Raw genomic sequence first — 19,511 nt, 5'->3', positions numbered from 1 at the left:
CTTTCGAACTGACAATGGGGCATGACAAAGGCTTTCCCGATTCTGCTTCTGGCCTTTTGCGAACCGGCCCGCGCGCTCAGCCTGGGCGGCGTGATCACGCGCCTCAAGCAGGAAATACCGCACGCCCGTATCACCCTGGCCACCACGCCCTTCGCGGCCGAACTGTTCCAAGATGACGATTCCATCGCCGAGATACAAGCCCTTGACGGCGCGATCTTCAATCTCAGATCGCTGGGATCGTTAAGCGAGCTGTCGCGGCGCAAATGGGGGCTTTGCATTGATCTCGGCCCTTCGATGATTGCGCGCATGATGAAGGCGAAAACGCGCTTTTCGTTCAATCCCAATGACAGCGCCTCGGCTCTGACGCAGATATGCCGGGCCCTGCATCTCGATGAGGCCGAGGTCTATCCCGGTCTGCGCGTGTCGCCGCGGCGCGAAGCCCGTGTGCGTGGTCTGATCGACAATGGCCGAGAGGCTGCGCCCTTCATCATTATGGCGCCGGGCGCTGGCTGGCTGGGGCGACGCTGGCCCACCGAGCGTTTCGCCGTGCTGGCGGCGCGCCTGACCCGCAAGGGCGGACTGTTTGCCGGTCATCGCCTGCTGGTGATCGGCCACGGTGCCGAACATGACACACTGATGGCGCTGAGCCTGGCCACGACGCGCGCCCAGGTGCTGGAAACATCCGACAGTATCGATGCGCTCAACCTCTATGCCGCCCTGCGTCACGCAAAGCTGTTTGTCGGCAATGATGAAATCTGGCTGCATCTGGCGGCGGCGGCCCATATTCCGGCCATCGGGCTTTACGGCCCCTCGGATGAGGCGGAAGGCCCGGCAGGGCCGAATGTGCGTAAGGTGCGCGGCCCGCGCAGTCTTGACGAGATTCGTCTTGTTGACCCGAAATTGAAGCAAAACGCCTGTCATATGTTGGATTTACCGGTCGATAAGGTCTATGACTCGATCCTGACGGCGATACCGAAAAACGAGGAAACATCCGATGGCCCAGACATTTGACCTGATTATCCGCAATGCCGACATCGCGCTCAAGCAGCGCAGCGTTAGCGCACAACAAAATTGATGGAGGCGTGGCTATGGCCCAGACATTTGACCTGATTATCCGCAATGCCGACATCATCAACCATGCCGGGCGGGGCAGGGGCGACATCGGCATCACGAACGGCAAGTTCGCGGCGTTCGGCGACCTGTCTCAGGCTTCGGCGGGTGAGATCTTCGACGCCAGCGGCCTGCTGGCCATGCCGGGCGTGATCGACACCCAGGTGCATTTCCGCGAGCCGGGGCTGGAATGGAAGGAAGACCTGGAGACCGGATCGCAATGCGCCGTGATGGGCGGGGTGGTGGCCGTGTTCGAAATGCCCAACACCAATCCGACGACGACCGATCCCGAAGCCTTTGCCGACAAGCTGAAGCGCGCCCATCACCGGATGCACTGCGACCACGCCTTTTATGTCGGCGGCACCCACGCCAATATCCATCATCTCGGCGATCTGGAGCGGCTGCAAGGCTGCTGCGGCGTCAAGGTGTTCATGGGCGCTTCGACCGGAACCCTGCTGATCGCCGATGATGCGGGCGTGGCGGCTGTGCTGGGGGCGGTGCGCCGCCGCGCCACCTTCCATTCCGAGGACGAATACCGGCTGGCCGAGCGCCGTTCTCTGGCCCGCGAAGGCGACTGGACGAGCCATGATTTCGTGCGTGATCCGCAAACGGCCATCCAGTCCACCCATCGTCTGGTGCGGCTGGCGCGCGAGGCGGGCAAACGCATCCATGTTCTGCATGTCACCACGCGCGAGGAGATCGAATTCCTCAAGGATCACAAGGACGTAGCGACCGTTGAGCTGACGCCGCAGCACCTGACTCTGGAAGCGCCGGAAGCCTATGAAAGGCTGAAGGGCATGGCCCAGATGAACCCGCCGATCCGCGACCGTTATCATGTCGAGGGTCTGTGGCGTGGCATCACCGGCGGCATTGCCGACGTGCTGGGCTCCGACCACGCGCCGCATACGCTGGAAGAAAAGGCCAAGCCCTATCCGCAATCGCCTTCGGGTATGCCGGGGGTGCAGACGTTGCTGCCGGTCATGCTCAACCATGTCGCCAATGGTCGTCTGTCGCTGGAACGGCTGGTCGATCTGACCTCGGGCGGGGCGCAGCGGGTCTTCGGCGTGGCCAATAAGGGCCGCATGGCCGAGGGCTATGACGGTGACGTTACGCTCGTCGATCTCAACCACAAGCGCGTTTTGCGCCATGCCGATATGCGCACCAAGAGCCGCTGGACGCCGTTTGATGGCATGGAAGTGACCGGCTGGCCCAAGGCCACCATCATCCGCGGCAAGGTGGTGATGCGCGACGACGAGATCGTCGGGCCGTCGCAGGGTGAGGCGTGTCGTTTCATGGAAACCCTTTGAAGCGGCGATCCTTGGCCGCCTGATACGCAGTCGTCGCTTGCGGGTACTTTAGTACCCGCTGCGCTTGCCGGCTATCATGCGACTCAAGGCTCTGGCTTCAAATCCTTTGAAAGGTGACGAGGCGGCGTCGCTGGCAGGTACTTTAGAGCAAGATGACTTTAGATAGACTCGTGATCTCGCTCTAAGTCTTTGCTTACGCATCATGTTTTTCCAAAAAGTGGCATCCACTTTTTGGCATGATGGTCTAGTACCTGCTGCGCTCACCTCCTGCCACTGATCTCAAGGCTGTCGCTTTAGAGCAACGAGCGTTTAATTTGACTTACAAATTGAATGCGAGATGCGGAAAAACGTAAAATGTAGAGCGGGTTGCATGCCTTTGACCGATTCAATCAGAATGCAAACCGCTCTAACTCTTTTGATTTTGGACCGCGCAGGCCTGCGTGATCCGCGCCTGTTCGGTGGCGCGGGCGGCGGCGGATATGTTGCGCGACACGAATATATCTGGCGATAGGGCGGTTTCGACCGGGCCAGCCCACGCCGCAGTATCGATCGCCACCCTGCCTGCGCAGGTGACGGTGGTGCGGCCCATCAGGGCAAACAGGTTGGCCAGCACGCTTTCGCCATCGGGCTGCCTCACCAAAAGCCAGGCACCGCCGCCCGACAGCGCCACCTCGGCATCGGGCATAGGATCTGTGCCGCCGAGGGCAAAAACCGTGACATAGCTGGTCTGGCCATCTTTGCGCAGGCCGATACGCAGGCCGTCGAACTGGCCGCGTTTCACGGCGTCACGTCCCGCCGCCGCATTGAGCATCACCGAACGGCCCGCCGCGCCGGCATTGCGCCACATATCCTCGCCATAGGCGCTGCCCGTCGCGCCACGTAAGCTCAGCAAAGGCAGGAATCTTATCTGGTCGTCGGGCAGGGGCCGCCACTTGCCTTCACGGTAAACAAGGCAACTGGCGGACGCGCAGTCCTTGGTTCGGCTCTGCACGCTGACCCCATCGGCTGCCGGATAGAGGGCCACAGCGCCCTTTGGCTGCGGCGCGGGCACCACCTGTAATGCCGTGTCCTTCGGTTTCGGGTGCTGCCAGGCTGCGATGCGATCACAGGCGGTCAGGCCGAAAAGGGTTGTCACGATGAAAAGCAGGTGCAAAGAGCGCATCGGGAACTCCGGGTAAAAAAATGACCCGTGCGGCATGGCCCCACGGGTCATTTCATAGGCGGTCGGCTTCGACTCAGTCGCCTGAGGTATAGGTGCCGTTACCGGGGATGGTGCAGGTCTGGTCGCTGCCGTGCGCCTTGGCCAGCTTGCACGGCGTCGAGTCGAGCAGGCTGTTGCGGTCAGGCGCCACGATCACGATATAGCCGCGCTTGTTCTTGCAGGCCAGTTCGGCAATCAGCGCGCCTTCGACATCGGCAGATTCACCGATATAGCGCACCTGAGCGACATCGCAGTCCTTGCCCGGTTCCTTGATCTTGATCAGCTTGTCGAGCTGGGCCTTGAGTTGCGGCTCGGTGACATAGGTGCAGTTCTTGCGGTTCGACTGATCAATGAAGCAATCGTTGACATGCACGGCAGCCTGAGCGCCCGGTTGCGGCACGAAGCCGATCAGGCCCCAGGGTTGTTCGGGGCATTTGAACTCAGCGAAGTCGCGCTTAGTCTGAGGTTGCGAACCGATGATGGTGAAATCCTGCACGGTGCAGGGATAGCCCGCGGCCTTCAGTTCCTTGCCATAGGTGACCTTGGCGTCGGCGGCCACGGTGCCCATGTCGGTCAGGGTGCAGCCGCCAAGACCGGCGGCCTCGGTGCAGGGGATCATGCGCTTGAAGCTGTTGTCGTTGCCGCTCAGCACCATGAAGCCGGGCTGGTTCGAGCAGCCGAATTCATAGAAGTAGCCGTCCGATTCCTTGGTGATGCCGACGAAGCGGACATTGCTGACCTGGCATTTGGGATCGGCCTGGGCAGCCAGCGGCTTCAGCGAAGCGGTAAGTGCGGCGTCGGTCGTGTATTGGCAGGGGAAGCCCTTGTCCTTACCGATCAGGCAGCTCTGATAGTTGACAGGGGCGCTGGAGGCCAGTTGCGGATAATCGATGATACCGCCGAGGCCGCTTTCGCAGCCGACTTCGTAGCGGTCGATCTTCGGCTGAGTCGAATCGGGCGGGGTGGAGCCCATGATGCGGGCATTATTGACGACGCAGCCCGGAATATAGGGTTGAACCACCGTGTTCAGCCATTTGTAGGACGGCACGTTTTCCGGCAGCACGCAGGTGGCGGCACCCGGCTGTTTGGCCTTGATGGCTTCGGCCAGGGTGCAGGTGAAGGACTGGCCCGGTTCAGTGGGGGTAAAGGCGGTGATCATGAAGCCCGGGCCGGTCTTGCAGGCGATTTCGTACAGCGAGCCCTTGACCTTTTTACCGTCCTTTTCAAGGTCGGTTTCGCCCATCTTATAGGCATCGCTCGGATCGCAACTGATCTTGGCGGCGGCGATCAGGCCGGGCGCTTCGGTCATCGACTGCGCCTGAACCTTGGGATCGATCTTGAAAGCCGGGGCGGCTTCGGCGGCCTGGGCGGCGGGGGCACCGAGACTGGCTGTGAGCGCCAGAATCATGACCGCGGCAAGCGATTGCAGCCTGCCTGCGGGGGTGAGAAGTTTGGAAAGTTTCATTGCGAGCCTAGTCTCCCTGCTCAGATGATCGGGACAATGTCGATTGCCTGTCCGCCGGTTTCGCCCGTCGGTACAGAATATCATTTTATAGCTTCAAGCGGTTTGCCCCGTCAGAGCGAAATTTTCAATAGGTTTATTTACCTTTTATGATCGGGGCGTAACGAATAAGGGCTGCGCGGGGCGCTCCATCTACGGCAGTCCTTGCCGGTGGAGAGATTTCGGTTTACGTTCGCGTCAACAATGTGAGGCGCGCCATGATCACCCAGACCCTGAATGACGGCGTTTTAACGCTCTGCCTTGACCGGCCAGGCAAGAAAAACGCCCTGACGGCGGCCATGTACCGCGCCCTGACAGACGGCCTTCAGGCGGCCAGTTCTGATGACAATGTGCGTGTCGTCATCCTGTGCGCAGAAGGGCCGGATTTCTGCGCGGGCAATGATATTCTCGATTTCGCGCACGGTCTGCCCGAACTGAAGGCGGCGGAAAATCTCGAAGACCTGCCGGTCTTTGCCTTCCTCAAGGCCCTGACCTTTTTCGCCAAACCCTTGGTTTGCGCCGTACAGGGGCAGGCGGTCGGGGTGGGGGTGACCGTGCTTTTGCATTGCGATCTGGTGGTGGTGGCAGATGATGCGCGCCTCACCCTGCCGTTTCTGAAGCTGGGTCTGGTGCCCGAAGCGGGTTCGACTCTTCTCCTGCCGCGCCGTATTGGCCACGCCCGCGCCTTTGCCTGGATGGCGCTCGGTGAGGCGATAGATGCACAAAAGGCGCTCGATATGGGCCTGATCAACCGCATCACGACGCCGGAGGCTTTGCGCGCAACGGCGCAGCAGATGGCCTTGCAACTGACGCGATTATCGCCGGAGGCCCTGCGTCACACCAAGGCCCTGATGCGCAATCCCGACGAAGTATGGCCGGTGGTCTGCGCCGAGGGCGACATCTTCCGCGCGCTTTTATCGAGCCCGCAGGCGCAGGCCGCCTTCATGGCCTTTCTTAACCGGTGACATATTCCGTCGTATAAATTGCGGGGCGGGCCGCCTGATCCGCATTGACCTGCGGCGGGTTTGGGCCTAGAGCAACGCGCGTTTCATTTGACTTACAAATTGAATGCGAGATGCGGAAAAACGTAAAATGTAGAGTGGGTTGCATGCCTTTGACCGATTCAATCAGAATGCAGACCGCTCTAGAGCAACGCGCGTTTCATTTGACTTACAAATTGAATGCGAGATGCGGAAAAACGTAAAATGTAGAGTGGGTTGCATGCCTTTGACCGATTCAATCAGAATGCAAACCGCTCTAGAGCCTCCTGCCAAAAAGCGGCTGCCACTTTTTTAGCAAAACATGAGGCGGCACAAAGATTTAAACTATTGAATCGATTCAATATAATTGTTCAATGCTTTAAGTGGCGCCCTCGACAGGGATACGAGCATGGCTCTGGATATTCTGGCTTTGGATTATACGATTACATGCGAAGCGCCGTCACAGGCTGAGGCGATCACAGCCCTGACCGACCATGCCTTCGGGCCGGGGCGTTTCGTCAAGACCGCCGAACGGCTGCGCGAAAATTCGACGCCTCTGGCCGATCTCAGCTTTGTGGCGCTGGTCGGTGATGAACTGATCGGCTCGGTGCGCCTGTGGCCGGTTTTCGTGCGTCATGTCGATAGCGAAGCGGGTACGCCGCTGGCGTTTCTGGGGCCGATCGTGGTGGCGGATAGCTGGCGCGGACGTGAAGTGGGCAAGACCCTGATCCGTCATGCCGTTGAGGCGGCTTTTGCGCGTGGCCTGCCCGCTGTTCTGCTGGTGGGGGCGCGCAGCTATTTCGAACCGCTTGGCTTTGTACGCGCTGATGGTCTGACCCTGCCGGGGCCCGTTGATCCCAACCGCCTGCTCATTGCCTGTGCACATGCCGATGTAAAGCTGCGCGGGCAGGTGGTAACGGTTATCTGAAGCCATTTATCAACATGGATTATCAGAGCGGGTTATGGCATCAGTCGTTTCCTGTTGGCATACTGAATGACCATGACACGTATTGTTCTTTCCGACGACATGCAGGCGCCCGCCACGCGCTCTGTCTTTGCCGCCCTCGAAGCGCTGGGCGGGGCGGGGTGCGTGCGCTTTGTCGGCGGCTGCGTGCGCAATGCCCTGATGCAGAGGCCGGTCAGCGATCTTGACCTCGCCACGCAACTGACGCCCGACGACACCGAGGCGGCGCTGAAGGCGGCGGCCATCAAAAGCGTGCCGACGGGCAAGGCTTTCGGCACGATCACGGCGGTGGTGAATGGAAAGCCTTTTGAAATCACGTCCTTACGCGAGGATGTCGAAACGGATGGCCGCCGCGCCGTGGTCAGTTACACGACCGACTGGGCCAGGGATGCGCTGCGCCGTGACTTCTATCTCAATGCGCTTTACGCTGATCGGGACGGCACGGTCTATGATCCGACGGGCGAGGGGATCGGCGATGCCCTGGCCGGACGGGTGCGCTTTATCGGCGAAGCAGAACAGCGTATCCGCGAAGACTATCTGCGTATTCTGCGTTTCTTTCGTTTCAGCGCCGGTTATGCGCGCGGGATCGATGCGGACTCGCTGGCGGCCTGCGTGGCGCTGATAGACGGTATCGACAGCCTGTCCGGCGAACGCATCCAGCAGGAAATGCTGAAGATTCTGGCCCTGCCGTCGCCGATGACCGGCCTGACGGCGATGCTGGCGGGCGGCTTGCTGCCGCACATCCTGCCGGGCTGGCGTGGCGATGACTTAGCCGTACTGGCGAGCATCTTGCCGATCAGCGCTGAGCCTGAGCCACGCCTGATGGCGCTGCTCGACAGCGGCGGTTTGCTGGAAGGCACAGCGCTGAAAGAGGTGCAGGCGCGGCTGAAACTGTCGCAGCGGCTTTATCAGCGTCTGAAGGCGGTCGTGACCGTCATGGGCCGGTTGCACGACGGGGCGGAGGACTTTACGCGCCTGATGTACCGGCATGGTCGTCAGGCGGTCGAAGACGCGGTTATCTTAAGCGCGGCTCATATCGCGCGGCCCTTCGCTGATGTGCAAAACCTGATCGAGGCCTTGCGCGCCACGGACGTGCCGGTGTTCCCGCTAAAAGGGGCGGATCTGCTGGCGCTGGGTATGGCCGCCGGGCCTGACTTAGGCGCACATCTGAAACGCATCGAAGCCGACTGGCTTGATCATGATTTCTCACAAAGCGTGATGGACGCCGCCCTTGACGCGCTGCGGAAATCACCGAAATAATCGTCTGGATTCGGGGCAAATTGTGATGCGTAACCAAGAGCCGCACGGCGACTATATCGCTATACTGGAAACGGGCATACCGCCTGCTGGCCTGGACGCGACCTATGGCAGCTATGCCGATATGTTCGCCACCCTGCTGGCCGCCGAGGGACGGCAGTTCAAGGTTTTCAAAACGCTCGAAGGCGACCTGCCCAATCCCGACGCCCATCTGAAAGGCGTGGTGATTACCGGCTCGCCTGCCGGGGTTTATGAAAGCGATGCCTGGATCGGCGCGCTGATCGGCTGGCTGCGGACGCTCGATAGCGCCACACCGGTGGTTGGCATCTGTTTCGGCCATCAGGTGATGGCCCAGGCCTGGGGCGGCCATGTCGAGAAATCCGACAAGGGCTGGGGCGTGGGCCTGCACGAATATGAAGTGCGGGCGCATGATCTGTGGCTCGACATGGCGGGCAAGCCTGCGCTGACCCTGGCCTGCGCCGTCACTCATCAGGATCAGGTGGTGAAAAAGCCCGATGGCGCGGTGGTGCTGGCCGGTTCGGATTTCACGCCGCACGCCGCGCTCTATTACACCGACCGCAAGGCGTTATCGTTTCAGTGCCACCCGGAGTTCGGCGAGGATTTCGCCGCCGACCTGCTGCTCAGCCGCCGCGGCGGGCGCATCGACGCCGATCTGGTCGATCAGGCGCTGTCCACCTTGAAGCGGCCCAGCCAGCGCCATGAGGTGCTGGGCGCGATCTCGAAATTCCTGGCGGCGTAGGGTTTAACCACGGAAACCACGGAAAGCACGGATTGAAGCTTCATGGCGTTAGTTTGCTCCGTGCTTTCCGTGTTTTCCGTGGTTTGAAATCCTCAAGGCCATTTCACCACATCTTTGTTTTATGTCGTAAAACGCCCTACGGCCATTTTACGACAGGCGGCATGGACGACATGATCGACGGCACATAACCGCCGGTCTTCAAGCCGAAGATCGTGCCGCGATCATAGAGCAGATTGAACTCGACATAACGGCCGCGCTGCACCAGTTGCGCCTCACGCTCAGCTTGCATCCACGGTTGCGTCATGCGCCGGCGCACCAGTTGCGGATAGATGTCGAGAAAGGCTTTGCCAACATCTTTCGTGAAGGCGAAATCGGCGTCGTGGTCGCCCGAATTGAGATGATCGTAAAAGATGCCGCCCGTACCACGCGGCTCGTTGCGGTGCGGCAGAAAGAAGTATTCGTCGCACCACGCCTTGAAGCGCTGGTAATAGTCGGGGCCGTGGGCGTCGCAGGCGGCTTTGAAGGCGGCATGGAAGGCGGCGCTGTCGGGCGCATCCTGATGGCGGTCGGCGGCCATCAGCGGTGTCAGGTCGGCTCCGCCGCCGAACCAGCTTTGGGTGGTGGTGATGAAGCGCGTATTCATATGTACGGCGGGCACATGCGGATTGGTCATGTGGGCGATCAGCGAAATGCCGGTGGCGTGAAAGCGCGGATCTTCGGCGGCACCGGGGATAGAGGCGGCAAATTCCGGCTTGAATTCGCCATGCACGGTTGAGATATGCACGCCGACCTTTTCGAACAGGCGGCCCTTCATGATCGACATTTCGCCGCCCCCACCTTCGGGACGCTGCCACGGCGTGCGCTCGAACCTGCCCGCCACATCGCCATAAAGGGCAGGCGGAGCCTCGTCTTCCAGTTGCTCAAAGGCCGCACAGATCGAATCGCGCAAATGCCGGAACCACGCAGACGCCGCGCTCTGGCGATCGGTAAGCGTTTCGGCTGAAAGGGCAGGAGAAGGCTGGGTCATCAGGCTGTCTGTGTTACGAAATCATCTTCCCTATGCCCCATTATGTCTGTCCGGGAAAGCCGCCCGTTTGTCGCAGCCCTTCGCCCAGCGCCATAGAGGCGGCATTGATGACATTGATCGAACGCGCCTGAGGGCTCATCGGGATCAGCAGGCGTGCATCGGCGCGCGCATGAACCTCATCCGGTACGCCCGCGCTTTCGCGGCCCATCAGCAGGATGTCATCGGGCCGGAAGGTGAAATCATACAGAGGTTCGGCGGCCTTGGTGGTCATCAGTACCAGCCGCGACCGTGGCAAATCGCTCAGAAAATCGAGATAGGCCGTCCATGAGGCATGGTGCGACACTTTGGCGCAGGCAGCATAGTCCATAGCGGCGCGGCGGATGGCTTTATCACCCAGCGGGAAGCCACACGGCTCGATCACGTCGAGTTCGATGGCAAAGGCGGCGCTCAGGCGCAGGGCCGCGCCGAGGTTTTGTGGAATATCGGGTTGATAGAGCGCAAGGCGCATCGGGTAAGGCTCTTTCGCAGCACGAACCTGCCTTGTGAAGCCGGGGCAGGGCGCAAGTCCAGCGCAAAATGCACCGACAGCCGGTTAAAGGAAGCGAAGGTGAAAAATACGGCGAGAAAGTGTTTGCCGGTTTGTGTCCGCCGTGGAATTGTGGTTATAGACGAATTGGGTGCGAGGGCCGCGACACAAAGCCACAGCAAGGGCTTAACCTTGTTATGGAATCAGGCTTCAGTACCGAACGCATAAAAAAAGAGCCGGTCGCGCCCCAAGGTGTGCTCCGGTGGGTGCAGTGGAGGCGGACAACAATAAGTCCGGGTGCCCGACGCGACGAATATGGAGAGGTGCTAAGGTGAGTGAACCTGAACATGACGGCGGCCCAGAGTCCGTGAGTACGGATCCGAACCGCCGTGATTTTATTTACATAGCCGCGGGCGCTGGCGCGGCGGGGGCGGTGGTGATGACCCTGTTCCCCCTGATCGGCCAGATGAATCCGGCGGCCGATACGCTGGCGCTCGCCTCAATCGAATATGATCTCTCCAAGGTCACCGAAGGCCAGCAGGTGGTGATCAAGTGGCGCTCGAAGCCCCTGTTCGTCCGTTACCGTACGCCCAAGGAAATCAAGGAAGCTCAGGATGTTGACATCAAGACTCTGCGCGATCCGCAAACCGACGCCCAGCGCGTCAAGGCGGGGCATGAGCAGTATCTAATCGTCGTCGGCGTCTGCACCCATCTCGGCTGCGTGCCCAATTTCGGCCTCGGTGAATATGGCGGCTGGCTCTGTCCGTGCCACGGTTCGGTGTACGACACGTCGGGCCGTATCCGTCAGGGCCCGGCACCGCTGAACCTGCTGGTGCCCGACTATACCTTCCTGACCGATACCAAGATCAAGGTGGGCTGATCATGAGCGAACATACCTCAAACTATGTGCCGAAATCCGGCATTGAAAAATGGCTCGATTCACGGCTGCCCATTGTGCGCCTGGCCTATGACAGCTTCGTCGATTACCCGACGCCGAAAAACCTGAACTACTGGTGGACTTTCGGTGGCATCCTGTCCGTCTGCCTCGTCATCCAGATCGTCACCGGCGTGATCATGGCGATGCACTATACCGCCAATTCCGCCCTGGCCTTCGATTCGGTCGAACGGATCATGCGCGACGTTCCCTATGGCGATATTTTGCGCTATGTCCACGCCAACGGCGCGTCAATGTTCTTCTTCGCCGTCTATATCCACATGTTCCGCGGCCTCTATTACGGTTCGTACAAGGCACCGCGCGAAGTGCTGTGGCTGCTCGGCTGTATCATCTATTTCCTGATGATCGCCACGGCCTTCATGGGCTATGTGCTGCCGTGGGGTCAGATGTCCTATTACGGCGCGGTGGTGATTACCAATCTGATCGGCGCCATCCCCGTGGTCGGCCCGTCGATCCTGACCTGGCTGCAAGGCGGTTTCGCCGTCGATAACCCCACCCTGACCCGCTTCTTCTCGCTGCACTATCTGCTGCCGTTCGTGATTGCCGGCGTTGTGGTGCTGCACATCTGGGCCTTGCATGTGGTGGGCCAGAACAACCCGACCGGAGTCGAGATCAAGTCGAAGGAAGACACGCTGCCCTTCACGCCCTACGCCACGGTCAAGGACGGCTTCGGCATCGTGATCTTCCTGATCCTTTTCGCCGTTTTCGTCTTCTTCGCACCGGAAGCGCTGGGCCACACCGATAACTATATCCAGGCCAATCCGCTGCAAACCCCGGCCCATATCGTGCCCGAATGGTATATGCTGCCCTTCTACGCCATCCTGCGCGCCGTGCCGGATAAGCTGGCGGGCGTGATCGCCATGTTCAGCTCGATCGGCCTGATCTTTGCCCTGCCGTGGCTCGATACGTCGAAGGTGAAGTCGATGCGCTACCGTCCGGTGATGCGCTGGTTCTTCTTCCTGTTCGTGGTGACCTGCATCGGCCTCGGCTGGTGCGGTGCTCAGGAACCGGCTGATGTCGTCTTCCGCATGGGCACCGATAATCTGGGTCAGGCCACCGGCATCAGCGTCACCGTCGTGTCGCGCCTGCTGGCGGCCTACTACTTCTTGTTCTTCATCTTCATCATGCCGTGGATCGGCCTGAAGGAAGAACCCCTGCCTGTGCCGGCCTCGATTTCCGAAGCTGTGCTGGCGGCCCACGCGAAAAAGAAGGGCTAAGTCACAATGTCTGTACCGATGACCAAAACCCTGAAACTGGCCGTGGGCCTGATAGCCGCCGCTACCCTGATGGCGGGCGGTTCGGCTCTGGCCGAATCGAACGCCGCGCCGCTGGTGCAGCCGCCGCACCCCTTTACCTTCGAGGGGCCGTTCGGCTCCTTCGATCAGGCGCAATTGCAGCGCGGCTACAAGGTGTATCGGGAGGTCTGCTCGACCTGCCACGCCATGCACCTGATGTCGTTCCGCAATCTTGGCCAGAAGGGCGGCCCCTTCTACGATCCGAAATATCCCAACCCGAACGATAATCCGGTCGTCAAGGAAATCGCCTCGGAATATGATATTGCCGACATCGATCCCGATACCGGCGACGACAGCACCCGCAAGGGCACGCCATCGGATCGCTTCCCGTCGCCCTTCAGGAACGACGACGCCGCCAAGGCGTCCAACAACGGCACGGTGCCGCCCGATATGTCGGTTCTGGCCAAGGCGCGCGAAGGTGGCCCGCTCTACATCTATAATGTGGTGACCGGTTCGCACACGCCGCCCGCCAATCTGGTGCTCAATCCGGGCCAGTACTACTATCCGCACGTCAATGGCAATCTGCGCGCCCAGTGGAAGGGTGATCCCGCCCATGTGCCGCACGGTGGCGTGCTGGCCATGCCGCCGCCCTTACGTCAGGATGGCCAGGTCACCTATGATGACGGCACGCCGTCCACCATCGACCAGAATGCCGAAGACGTGGCCGCCTTCCTGGCCTGGGCTGCCGATCCGCACATGGTCGAGCGTAAGGAAATGGGCTTTGCTGTCATCCTTTACCTGCTGCTGCTGGCAGGGCTGACCTATGGCGCCTATCGTGCCGTCTGGCGCGGCAAACATTAAATCCTTGCCCAGCCCTATCTGTGAGGGGCTGCAAAGGCTCATCTTTCTGCGCGTCTTCGCACACGTACTTTAGTACGCTTAGCTCAGATGCTCGAAAGCTAAACCTTTTCGCCGCCTCACAGCGGGCTGGACTAAGAATTTAACGCGAACTTGCCACAACAAAAAAAACCGCCGGAGCGATCCGGCGGGTTTTTCAGTCTCCAACCTATGGTTCCAGAGGCTTGCCCCTAAACATTAAACCTGAAGTTCAGGATGTCGCCGTCCTTGACGACATAGTCCTTGCCTTCCTGACGGAACTTGCCCGCTTCCTTGCAGCCCGCTTCGCCGTTGTATTTGACGAAATCCTCATAGGCCATGGTTTCGGCGCGGATGAAGCCCTTCTCGAAATCGGTATGGATGACGCCTGCGGCCTGCGGGGCCGTGTCGCCGACGTGGATCGTCCAGGCGCGCGCCTCCTTGGGGCCGACTGTGAAATAGGAGGCCAGGCCCAAAAGCTTGTAGGCTTCGCGGATCAGGCGATTGAGGCCCGGTTCTTCAAGGCCCAGCGTTTCCAGAAATTCCCGGCGCTCTGCGGGATCGAGCAGGGCGATTTCCGATTCGATCTGCGCCGAAATGACCACGCTGTTGGCGTGGTCGGCGCGGGCGCGCTCAGCCACGGCATCGGACAGTGCATTGCCCTTGTCGGCAGCGCCTTCCTCGACATTGCAGACATAAAGCGCGGGCTTGGAGGTCAGCAATTGCAGCATCTCCCACGCCTTGATGTCTTCCTTGGCCACCTTGCCCTTTTCAAAGGCCAGCCGCGCCGGCTTGCCCGCGCGCAGTTCGGCAAGGGCAGCGTTGATCAGCGATACGGTGATGGCCGCCTCCTTGTCGCCGCCGGTCTTGGCGCGCTTTTCCAGGTTGGGCAGACGCTTTTCCAGGCTTTCCAGATCGGCCAGCATCAGTTCGGTTTCGATGATTTCGAGGTCGCTGAGCGGATCGATGCGGCCTTCGACATGGGTGATGTCGGTATCGACGAAGCAGCGCGCCACATAGGTGATGGCGTCGCAATCGCGGATATTGGCCAGAAACTGATTGCCCAGACCCTCGCCCTTCGACGCGCCGCGCACCAGACCGGCAATATCGACGAAATTGATGCGCGCCGGGATGATTTCTTTCGAGCCGACGATTTTGGCCAGCACGTCCAGGCGCGGCTCCGGCACGGCCACATCGCCCGTATTCGGCTCGATCGTGCAGAACGGATAATTGGCGGCCTGAGCGGCGGCGGTCTGGGTCAGGGCGTTGAACAGGGTGGACTTGCCGACATTGGGCAGGCCGACGATTGCGACTTTAAGGGCCATGAACTCGATCTGGGCTGGGATGAAAAATATGCGCCCTCCCTATCATCCGGGGCGCACTAAGGGAAATGTTTTGAACGGCTGCGTCTAAGCCTTTATCGCCGTCCTGAATTTTCAATCCACAGATGGACACAGATGTTCATTCCGTCTTCACGCTACCGCTATCGCTAGAGCGGTTTGCATTCTGATTGAATCGGTCAAAGGCATGCAATCCGCTCTTTATTTTACGTTTTTCCGCATCTCGCATTCAATTTGTAAGTCAAATTAAATGCTCGTTGCTCTAGGGGCCTGAAATTTAAGGCGCGAAGCGCCTTCGTTAAGCCAGTGCAGTCGATAGCGGTAGCGTGAGATGTTTCTGAACATCTGTGTCCATCTGTGGATCGAATCCTACGCCTTGTCCGCATTCATCTGGCGCGTGTCCATTTTCGGCGCGGGTGCCAGCCGCATCACCTCGGCCTGATAACGGTCGGCGGCGTCGGGCAGGCCGGTAAACAACAGGGGCAGGGCGCGCGTGCAGGCCTCCAACTCGGCCTTGAGCCAGACCTGATCGGCTTTTGAGAAATCGGACAGCACCCAGTCATGCACCAGTTCCTTCGCACCGGGATGACCGATTCCCATCCGGGCGCGCATGAAATTGGGGCCGATATGCTGCATGATCGAGCGCAGGCCATTATGACCGGCATGGCCACCGCCCAGCTTCATGCGCATACGGCCGGGTGCGAGATCAAGTTCATCGTGAAACACGATGACGCGGTCAGGCCGGATCTTGTAAAACTGCATGGCTTTCGCCACGCTGTTGCCCGACAGGTTCATGAAGGTTTGCGGCTTGAGCAGCAGTACCTTGTCGCGCCCACCCTTCATCTCCATCGCGCCCTCGCTGACAAGGCCGTCGAACGCTTTCTTTTCGGGGCCGAAAGCCGGATCGCGCGCCAGTTCGTCGATCAGCATGAAGCCGATATTATGACGATGACCAGCATACTGGCTGCCGGGATTACCGAGGCCGACGAGAAGGTACACGGGGCGTCTCCTTATAGAAAAAGCCCCGGTTCACACAGAACCGGGGCTTTTTAACATATATCGAAGTGAGCTTTAAGCGCCTTCGCCAGCCTCGGCGGCTTCGTCACTGGCGCTGGCGCCCGAAGCGGTGACCGAAGCCACGACCACATCGGCCGCATGAACGGATTTCACGTCGCGCGGCAGCTTCAGGTCGGAAATGTGGATCGACTGGCCGATTTCATAGCCCGTCAGATCGACAATAATGTCTTCCGGGATGTGATCGGCGGGAACCATGATTTCCAGCTCGTGCAGCGAAATATTGAGCGCGCCACCCTTTTTCAGGCCCGGCGAAGCTTCGCTGTTCTTGAAGTGGATCGGTACGGAAATCTTGATGGTGGCGTGTTCATCGACGCGGTACAGATCGAAATGCACGGGCACATCGGTGACCGGATGAAAGTCGATCGCCTTGGCGATGACCTTTTGCGTATCCTTGCCGTGCTTCAGCGTGACCAGGTGACCCGCCAGCTTGCCGGTATAGAGCGCCTTGCGGAACTCATTGAGGCTGACGGAGATCGCTACGGGAGCGAGATCGCCACCGTAAAGAATGCCCGGCAGCTTGCCTTGCTTGCGTGCTTCGCGGGCGCCGCCCGTACCGGTGCGATCACGGACTTCGACGTCCAAAACGATATCGGCCATGAGCCTCTTCCTCGAATAACAAAAATTCGCCGCACTGACAGCGCGGCGTGAAACCTTTAAGAGGGCGGGTGATACACGACTATGCGGCGGGACGCAACCGCCCTGAGATGAGAAATTGCGTCCCTTTTCATGGAAAAAATAGCCGTTTTTGCCCGTCTTCGTCTTACTTGCGCTTTTTCACCGCGCTCTTCTTGTGAGGTGCCGTCTTTTTCTTAGCCGGAAGCGTCTTCAGATAGGGCTCGGCATGGGCATAGGCATTGCTGCCGTCGGCATTGTAGCCGATATTGACCTTGGGCTCGAAACTCAGGGCATTGCTCGACATCTTGCCCAGACACTGGCCCTCATCCATCAGTACATGCTGGCCGAGGCAGAAAACGTCCTCGTAATTGGGCTTGGCCACGGCCAGACACTGATAGAGGTTGAGCTTTGACATATCGAAGCATTTCGAGCTGTCGCCATCATCGAGCAGAGCCGTCATTTGCGGCGCGTGTTCGGTCCCGCCTTCACCGAGTATGGCGATGGCGGCGATGGCCAGGGCATGGGCCACGGTATGGGTATAGGGCTGGTTGAACAGGTCGGGGCGATCAAACACGCTGGTTGTTTGCCCGGCTTGCAGCGGGGCCGCTGTGCCAGCGGTTTCGGCTGCGGCGGGAACCGCATCGCTGCTGGTGGCGGCGGCCTGCACCTGCTGGTCGCCGGTTGACTGACCTGTGGTGGCGCGCGAAACCAGTCCCTGCCCGGTCAGGGCTGCCACCAGAAGCTGGGCACTTTCATTCGACTGCACGCTTTTCAGCGTGACTGAATTCTGCTTGGCGAGGGCCAGACGGCCAGGACGATCCGCCACGAAATCCTTCGACCAGTTCTGGTGCTGGATGTCGTAGGCGGCTTGCTTGACGGCGGTGCCGGCCTTGTAAACGGACTGACCGTCCGAACTGAGCGCCAGAATGACGCGGCGTGCGGCGGCATCGGCACCGGGCAGGGTGGTGGCGTAGGACGGATCGGCCATGATGCGGGCCAGCAGGTCGGCGCGCGCCGCGTCATTCGAGGCATAGCCGCGCAAAGACGAACGGAAACTCGGCTCCTGCATGGCGACGATGGCACCATAGGCCACGGCCCCTTGCGCCAGTTGTTCGGGTGTGATGGAGGCACCGGTCTGCAATTCGCTCTGGACACTGGCGGCATCGACGAAATTGGCCGAAAGATTGCGCGCCTGCTGGATATAATCGACATAGACCGAGGCCAGGTCGGACACTTCCGGGGTCAGGGCTACGGGCGGCCCGGCCGGAGCGGGCGGCGGCGGTGGCGGTGGTGGCGGTGGCGGCGCATCCGTGGCGCAGCCGGCCAGGGTCATGGTCAGGCTTGCCGCCAGGAAAAGGGTGGGCAGGCTGATGCCCAGGCCCCTTGCGGCGAAGCGCCTGCTAACTGCCAAAATCATACGAAACAACCCTCTGTGTGTGGAGGCCCGCGCCCGTCCTCAGCCCGCGCGGTACCGGATTTATATATATTGAACGGAGACACATATAGCCGACAGGCTTATATGGATAAGATGACAGTTCAACAGGAAAAGTGCCATAATTATGGCATTTCAAGCGACTGAGAGGTCAAAGGCCATAAGGAAGCGATGTGGAACGGCGGGAGCGCAAGACTTTTCCACCGATCTGGCCCGTGTCACGGCTGACGCATGTTCACGGCGTGTCTGTATCAAAAAATTTTGATCAGGCGGGGGGCGGGAACCGCGCAGGCGGCGCTTCTGTCAGTCGAACAGTTTCGACACCGATTCTTCATTGGCGATGCGGCGGATCGCTTCGCCGATCAGCGGGGCCACGCCGACGATGCGCACCTTGGGATGGTCACGGATGGCGGGCGGCGCTTCGATCGAATCGGTGATGACCAGTTCCTTGAGCACCGATGTATCGACGCGGTTGAGCGCCTCGCCCGACAGGACGCCGTGGCTGATATAGGCCGAAACCGACGACGCGCCGCGATCGATCAGCGCCTTGGCGGCATTGCACAGGGTGCCGCCGGAATCGACAATATCGTCGAACAGGATGCAGTTGCGGCCCGACACATCGCCGATGATGTTCATCACCTCGGATTCACCGGCGCGCGGACGGCGCTTGTCAACGATGGCGAGATCGGCGCCTAAGCGGTCGGCCAGCGAACGGGCGCGCACCACACCGCCGACATCGGGCGACACGATCATCAACTGACCGGCATCCTTGTAATTGGCCAGAATATCCTTGGCCATGAAGGGGATAGCGATCAGATTATCGGTCGGTATGTCGAAAAAACCCTGAATCTGGCCAGCGTGCAGATCCATTGTCAAAACGCGGTGGGCACCGGCGCGGGTGATCAGATTGGCCACCAGCTTGGCCGAGATCGGCGTGCGTCCGCCGGTCTTGCGATCCTGTCGAGCATAGCCGAAATAGGGGATGACCGCCGTGATGCGCTTGGCCGAGGCCCGCGTCAGGGCGTCGATGCAGATCAGCAGTTCCATCAGATTGTCATTGGCCGGGAAGCTGGTGGACTGGATGACAAACACATCCTCGCCGCGCACGTTTTCGTCGATGGTGACGAAGATTTCGTTGTCGGCAAAACGCTGCACGCGCGCCTTGGTCAGGGGGATGTCGAGATAGTCGCCAATGGCCTGGGACAGAGTCCGGTTGGAATTGGCGGAAAGCAACTTCATCGTGACGTGTCCCTGATGGCTTTGGGGCATGGTTTTGTCTCAGGCCCGACGCCCGTCGCGCATGAGTGCGTGACTTTTACGGCGTCCTGGCTGCTATGAGGCGGCTTTT

At 60.1% G+C, this 19,511-nt stretch carries 18 protein-coding genes; 9 read left to right on the top strand and 9 right to left on the bottom strand.

Features of this window, described 5'->3' with window-relative positions:
• Window positions 1–21: 21 nt before the first annotated feature.
• The gene (locus QB905_RS06055) at window positions 22–1,011 is read left to right on the top strand and encodes a glycosyltransferase family 9 protein (RefSeq protein WP_282973667.1); all 990 of its coding nucleotides are present in this window, start codon (window positions 22–24) and stop codon (window positions 1,009–1,011) included.
• Window positions 1,012–1,088: 77 nt separating this feature from the next.
• Complete coding sequence (locus QB905_RS06050) at window positions 1,089–2,417, top strand: dihydroorotase (protein WP_282973666.1); 1,329 nt, start codon at window positions 1,089–1,091, stop codon at window positions 2,415–2,417.
• 406 nt (window positions 2,418–2,823) lie between these two features.
• On the opposite strand, the gene QB905_RS06045 is transcribed toward QB905_RS06050, so the two are convergent.
• Together QB905_RS06045 and QB905_RS06040 are read right to left on the bottom strand one after the other, a co-directional pair.
• Window positions 2,824–3,579, bottom strand: a complete 756-nt coding sequence (locus tag QB905_RS06045; protein ID WP_282973664.1) for a hypothetical protein — start codon at window positions 3,577–3,579, stop codon at window positions 2,824–2,826.
• Window positions 3,580–3,652: 73 nt separating this feature from the next.
• Window positions 3,653–5,083 carry a hypothetical protein gene (locus QB905_RS06040; protein WP_282973662.1) on the bottom strand — a complete coding sequence of 477 codons (1,431 nt, stop codon included), beginning with the start codon at window positions 5,081–5,083 and terminating at the stop codon, window positions 3,653–3,655.
• 254 nt (window positions 5,084–5,337) lie between these two features.
• On the opposite strand from QB905_RS06040, the gene QB905_RS06035 reads away from it, so the two are divergent.
• The 4 genes from QB905_RS06035 (at window position 5,338) to QB905_RS06020 (ending at window position 9,080) form a co-directional block, all read left to right on the top strand.
• A complete protein-coding gene (locus QB905_RS06035) occupies window positions 5,338–6,084 on the top strand; it encodes an enoyl-CoA hydratase-related protein (protein WP_282973661.1) in 747 nt (248 codons plus the stop codon).
• A gap of 424 nt (window positions 6,085–6,508) precedes the next feature.
• Window positions 6,509–7,027 carry a GNAT family N-acetyltransferase gene (locus QB905_RS06030; RefSeq protein ID WP_282973660.1) on the top strand — a complete coding sequence of 173 codons (519 nt, stop codon included), beginning with the start codon at window positions 6,509–6,511 and terminating at the stop codon, window positions 7,025–7,027.
• Between the two features lie 72 nt (window positions 7,028–7,099).
• Window positions 7,100–8,323, top strand: a complete 1,224-nt coding sequence (locus tag QB905_RS06025; RefSeq protein ID WP_282973659.1) for a CCA tRNA nucleotidyltransferase — start codon at window positions 7,100–7,102, stop codon at window positions 8,321–8,323.
• A gap of 25 nt (window positions 8,324–8,348) precedes the next feature.
• Entirely contained in the window at window positions 8,349–9,080 is a 732-nt protein-coding gene (locus QB905_RS06020) for a type 1 glutamine amidotransferase (protein ID WP_282973658.1), read from the top strand.
• Window positions 9,081–9,216: 136 nt separating this feature from the next.
• Here QB905_RS06020 and hemF read toward each other — a convergent pair whose 3' ends face one another.
• Window positions 9,217–10,107 (bottom strand): oxygen-dependent coproporphyrinogen oxidase, encoded by an 891-nt coding sequence (gene hemF / locus QB905_RS06015; protein WP_282973657.1) that lies wholly within the window; start codon window positions 10,105–10,107, stop codon window positions 9,217–9,219.
• Between the two features lie 40 nt (window positions 10,108–10,147).
• Window positions 10,148–10,615, bottom strand: a complete 468-nt coding sequence (locus QB905_RS06010; protein ID WP_282973656.1) for a tRNA (cytidine(34)-2'-O)-methyltransferase — start codon at window positions 10,613–10,615, stop codon at window positions 10,148–10,150.
• 349 nt (window positions 10,616–10,964) lie between these two features.
• Here QB905_RS06010 and petA point away from each other — a divergent pair, with 349 nt between their 5' ends.
• The 3 genes from petA to QB905_RS05995 are packed head-to-tail and all read left to right on the top strand — an operon-like array spanning window position 10,965 to window position 13,684.
• The gene (gene petA / locus QB905_RS06005; RefSeq protein ID WP_461781773.1) at window positions 10,965–11,513 is read left to right on the top strand and encodes a ubiquinol-cytochrome c reductase iron-sulfur subunit; all 549 of its coding nucleotides are present in this window, start codon (window positions 10,965–10,967) and stop codon (window positions 11,511–11,513) included.
• Window positions 11,514–11,515: 2 nt separating this feature from the next.
• Window positions 11,516–12,805 carry a cytochrome b gene (locus tag QB905_RS06000; RefSeq protein WP_282973653.1) on the top strand — a complete coding sequence of 430 codons (1,290 nt, stop codon included), beginning with the start codon at window positions 11,516–11,518 and terminating at the stop codon, window positions 12,803–12,805.
• Between the two features lie 18 nt (window positions 12,806–12,823).
• A complete protein-coding gene (locus tag QB905_RS05995) occupies window positions 12,824–13,684 on the top strand; it encodes a cytochrome c1 (protein WP_282973652.1) in 861 nt (286 codons plus the stop codon).
• Between the two features lie 227 nt (window positions 13,685–13,911).
• Here QB905_RS05995 and ychF read toward each other — a convergent pair whose 3' ends face one another.
• From ychF to QB905_RS05970, 5 genes are all read right to left on the bottom strand, one after another.
• Entirely contained in the window at window positions 13,912–15,024 is a 1,113-nt protein-coding gene (gene ychF / locus QB905_RS05990; protein ID WP_282973650.1) for a redox-regulated ATPase YchF, read from the bottom strand.
• 384 nt (window positions 15,025–15,408) lie between these two features.
• Window positions 15,409–16,038, bottom strand: a complete 630-nt coding sequence (gene pth, locus QB905_RS05985; RefSeq protein ID WP_282973648.1) for an aminoacyl-tRNA hydrolase — start codon at window positions 16,036–16,038, stop codon at window positions 15,409–15,411.
• A 72-nt stretch (window positions 16,039–16,110) separates the two neighbouring features.
• Window positions 16,111–16,713: a 50S ribosomal protein L25/general stress protein Ctc gene (locus QB905_RS05980; RefSeq protein ID WP_282973646.1), complete on the bottom strand. Its 603-nt coding sequence runs from the start codon at window positions 16,711–16,713 to the stop codon at window positions 16,111–16,113.
• 163 nt (window positions 16,714–16,876) lie between these two features.
• The gene (locus QB905_RS05975) at window positions 16,877–18,148 is read right to left on the bottom strand and encodes a hypothetical protein (RefSeq protein WP_282973644.1); all 1,272 of its coding nucleotides are present in this window, start codon (window positions 18,146–18,148) and stop codon (window positions 16,877–16,879) included.
• A 318-nt stretch (window positions 18,149–18,466) separates the two neighbouring features.
• Window positions 18,467–19,402 carry a ribose-phosphate pyrophosphokinase gene (locus QB905_RS05970; protein ID WP_282973640.1) on the bottom strand — a complete coding sequence of 312 codons (936 nt, stop codon included), beginning with the start codon at window positions 19,400–19,402 and terminating at the stop codon, window positions 18,467–18,469.
• Window positions 19,403–19,511 lie beyond the last annotated feature (109 nt).

The sequence above is a fragment of the Asticcacaulis sp. EMRT-3 genome, from assembly GCF_030027245.1.
Lineage (GTDB): Bacteria > Pseudomonadota > Alphaproteobacteria > Caulobacterales > Caulobacteraceae > Asticcacaulis.
This window is presented reverse-complemented; position numbering and strand designations above follow the sequence as displayed.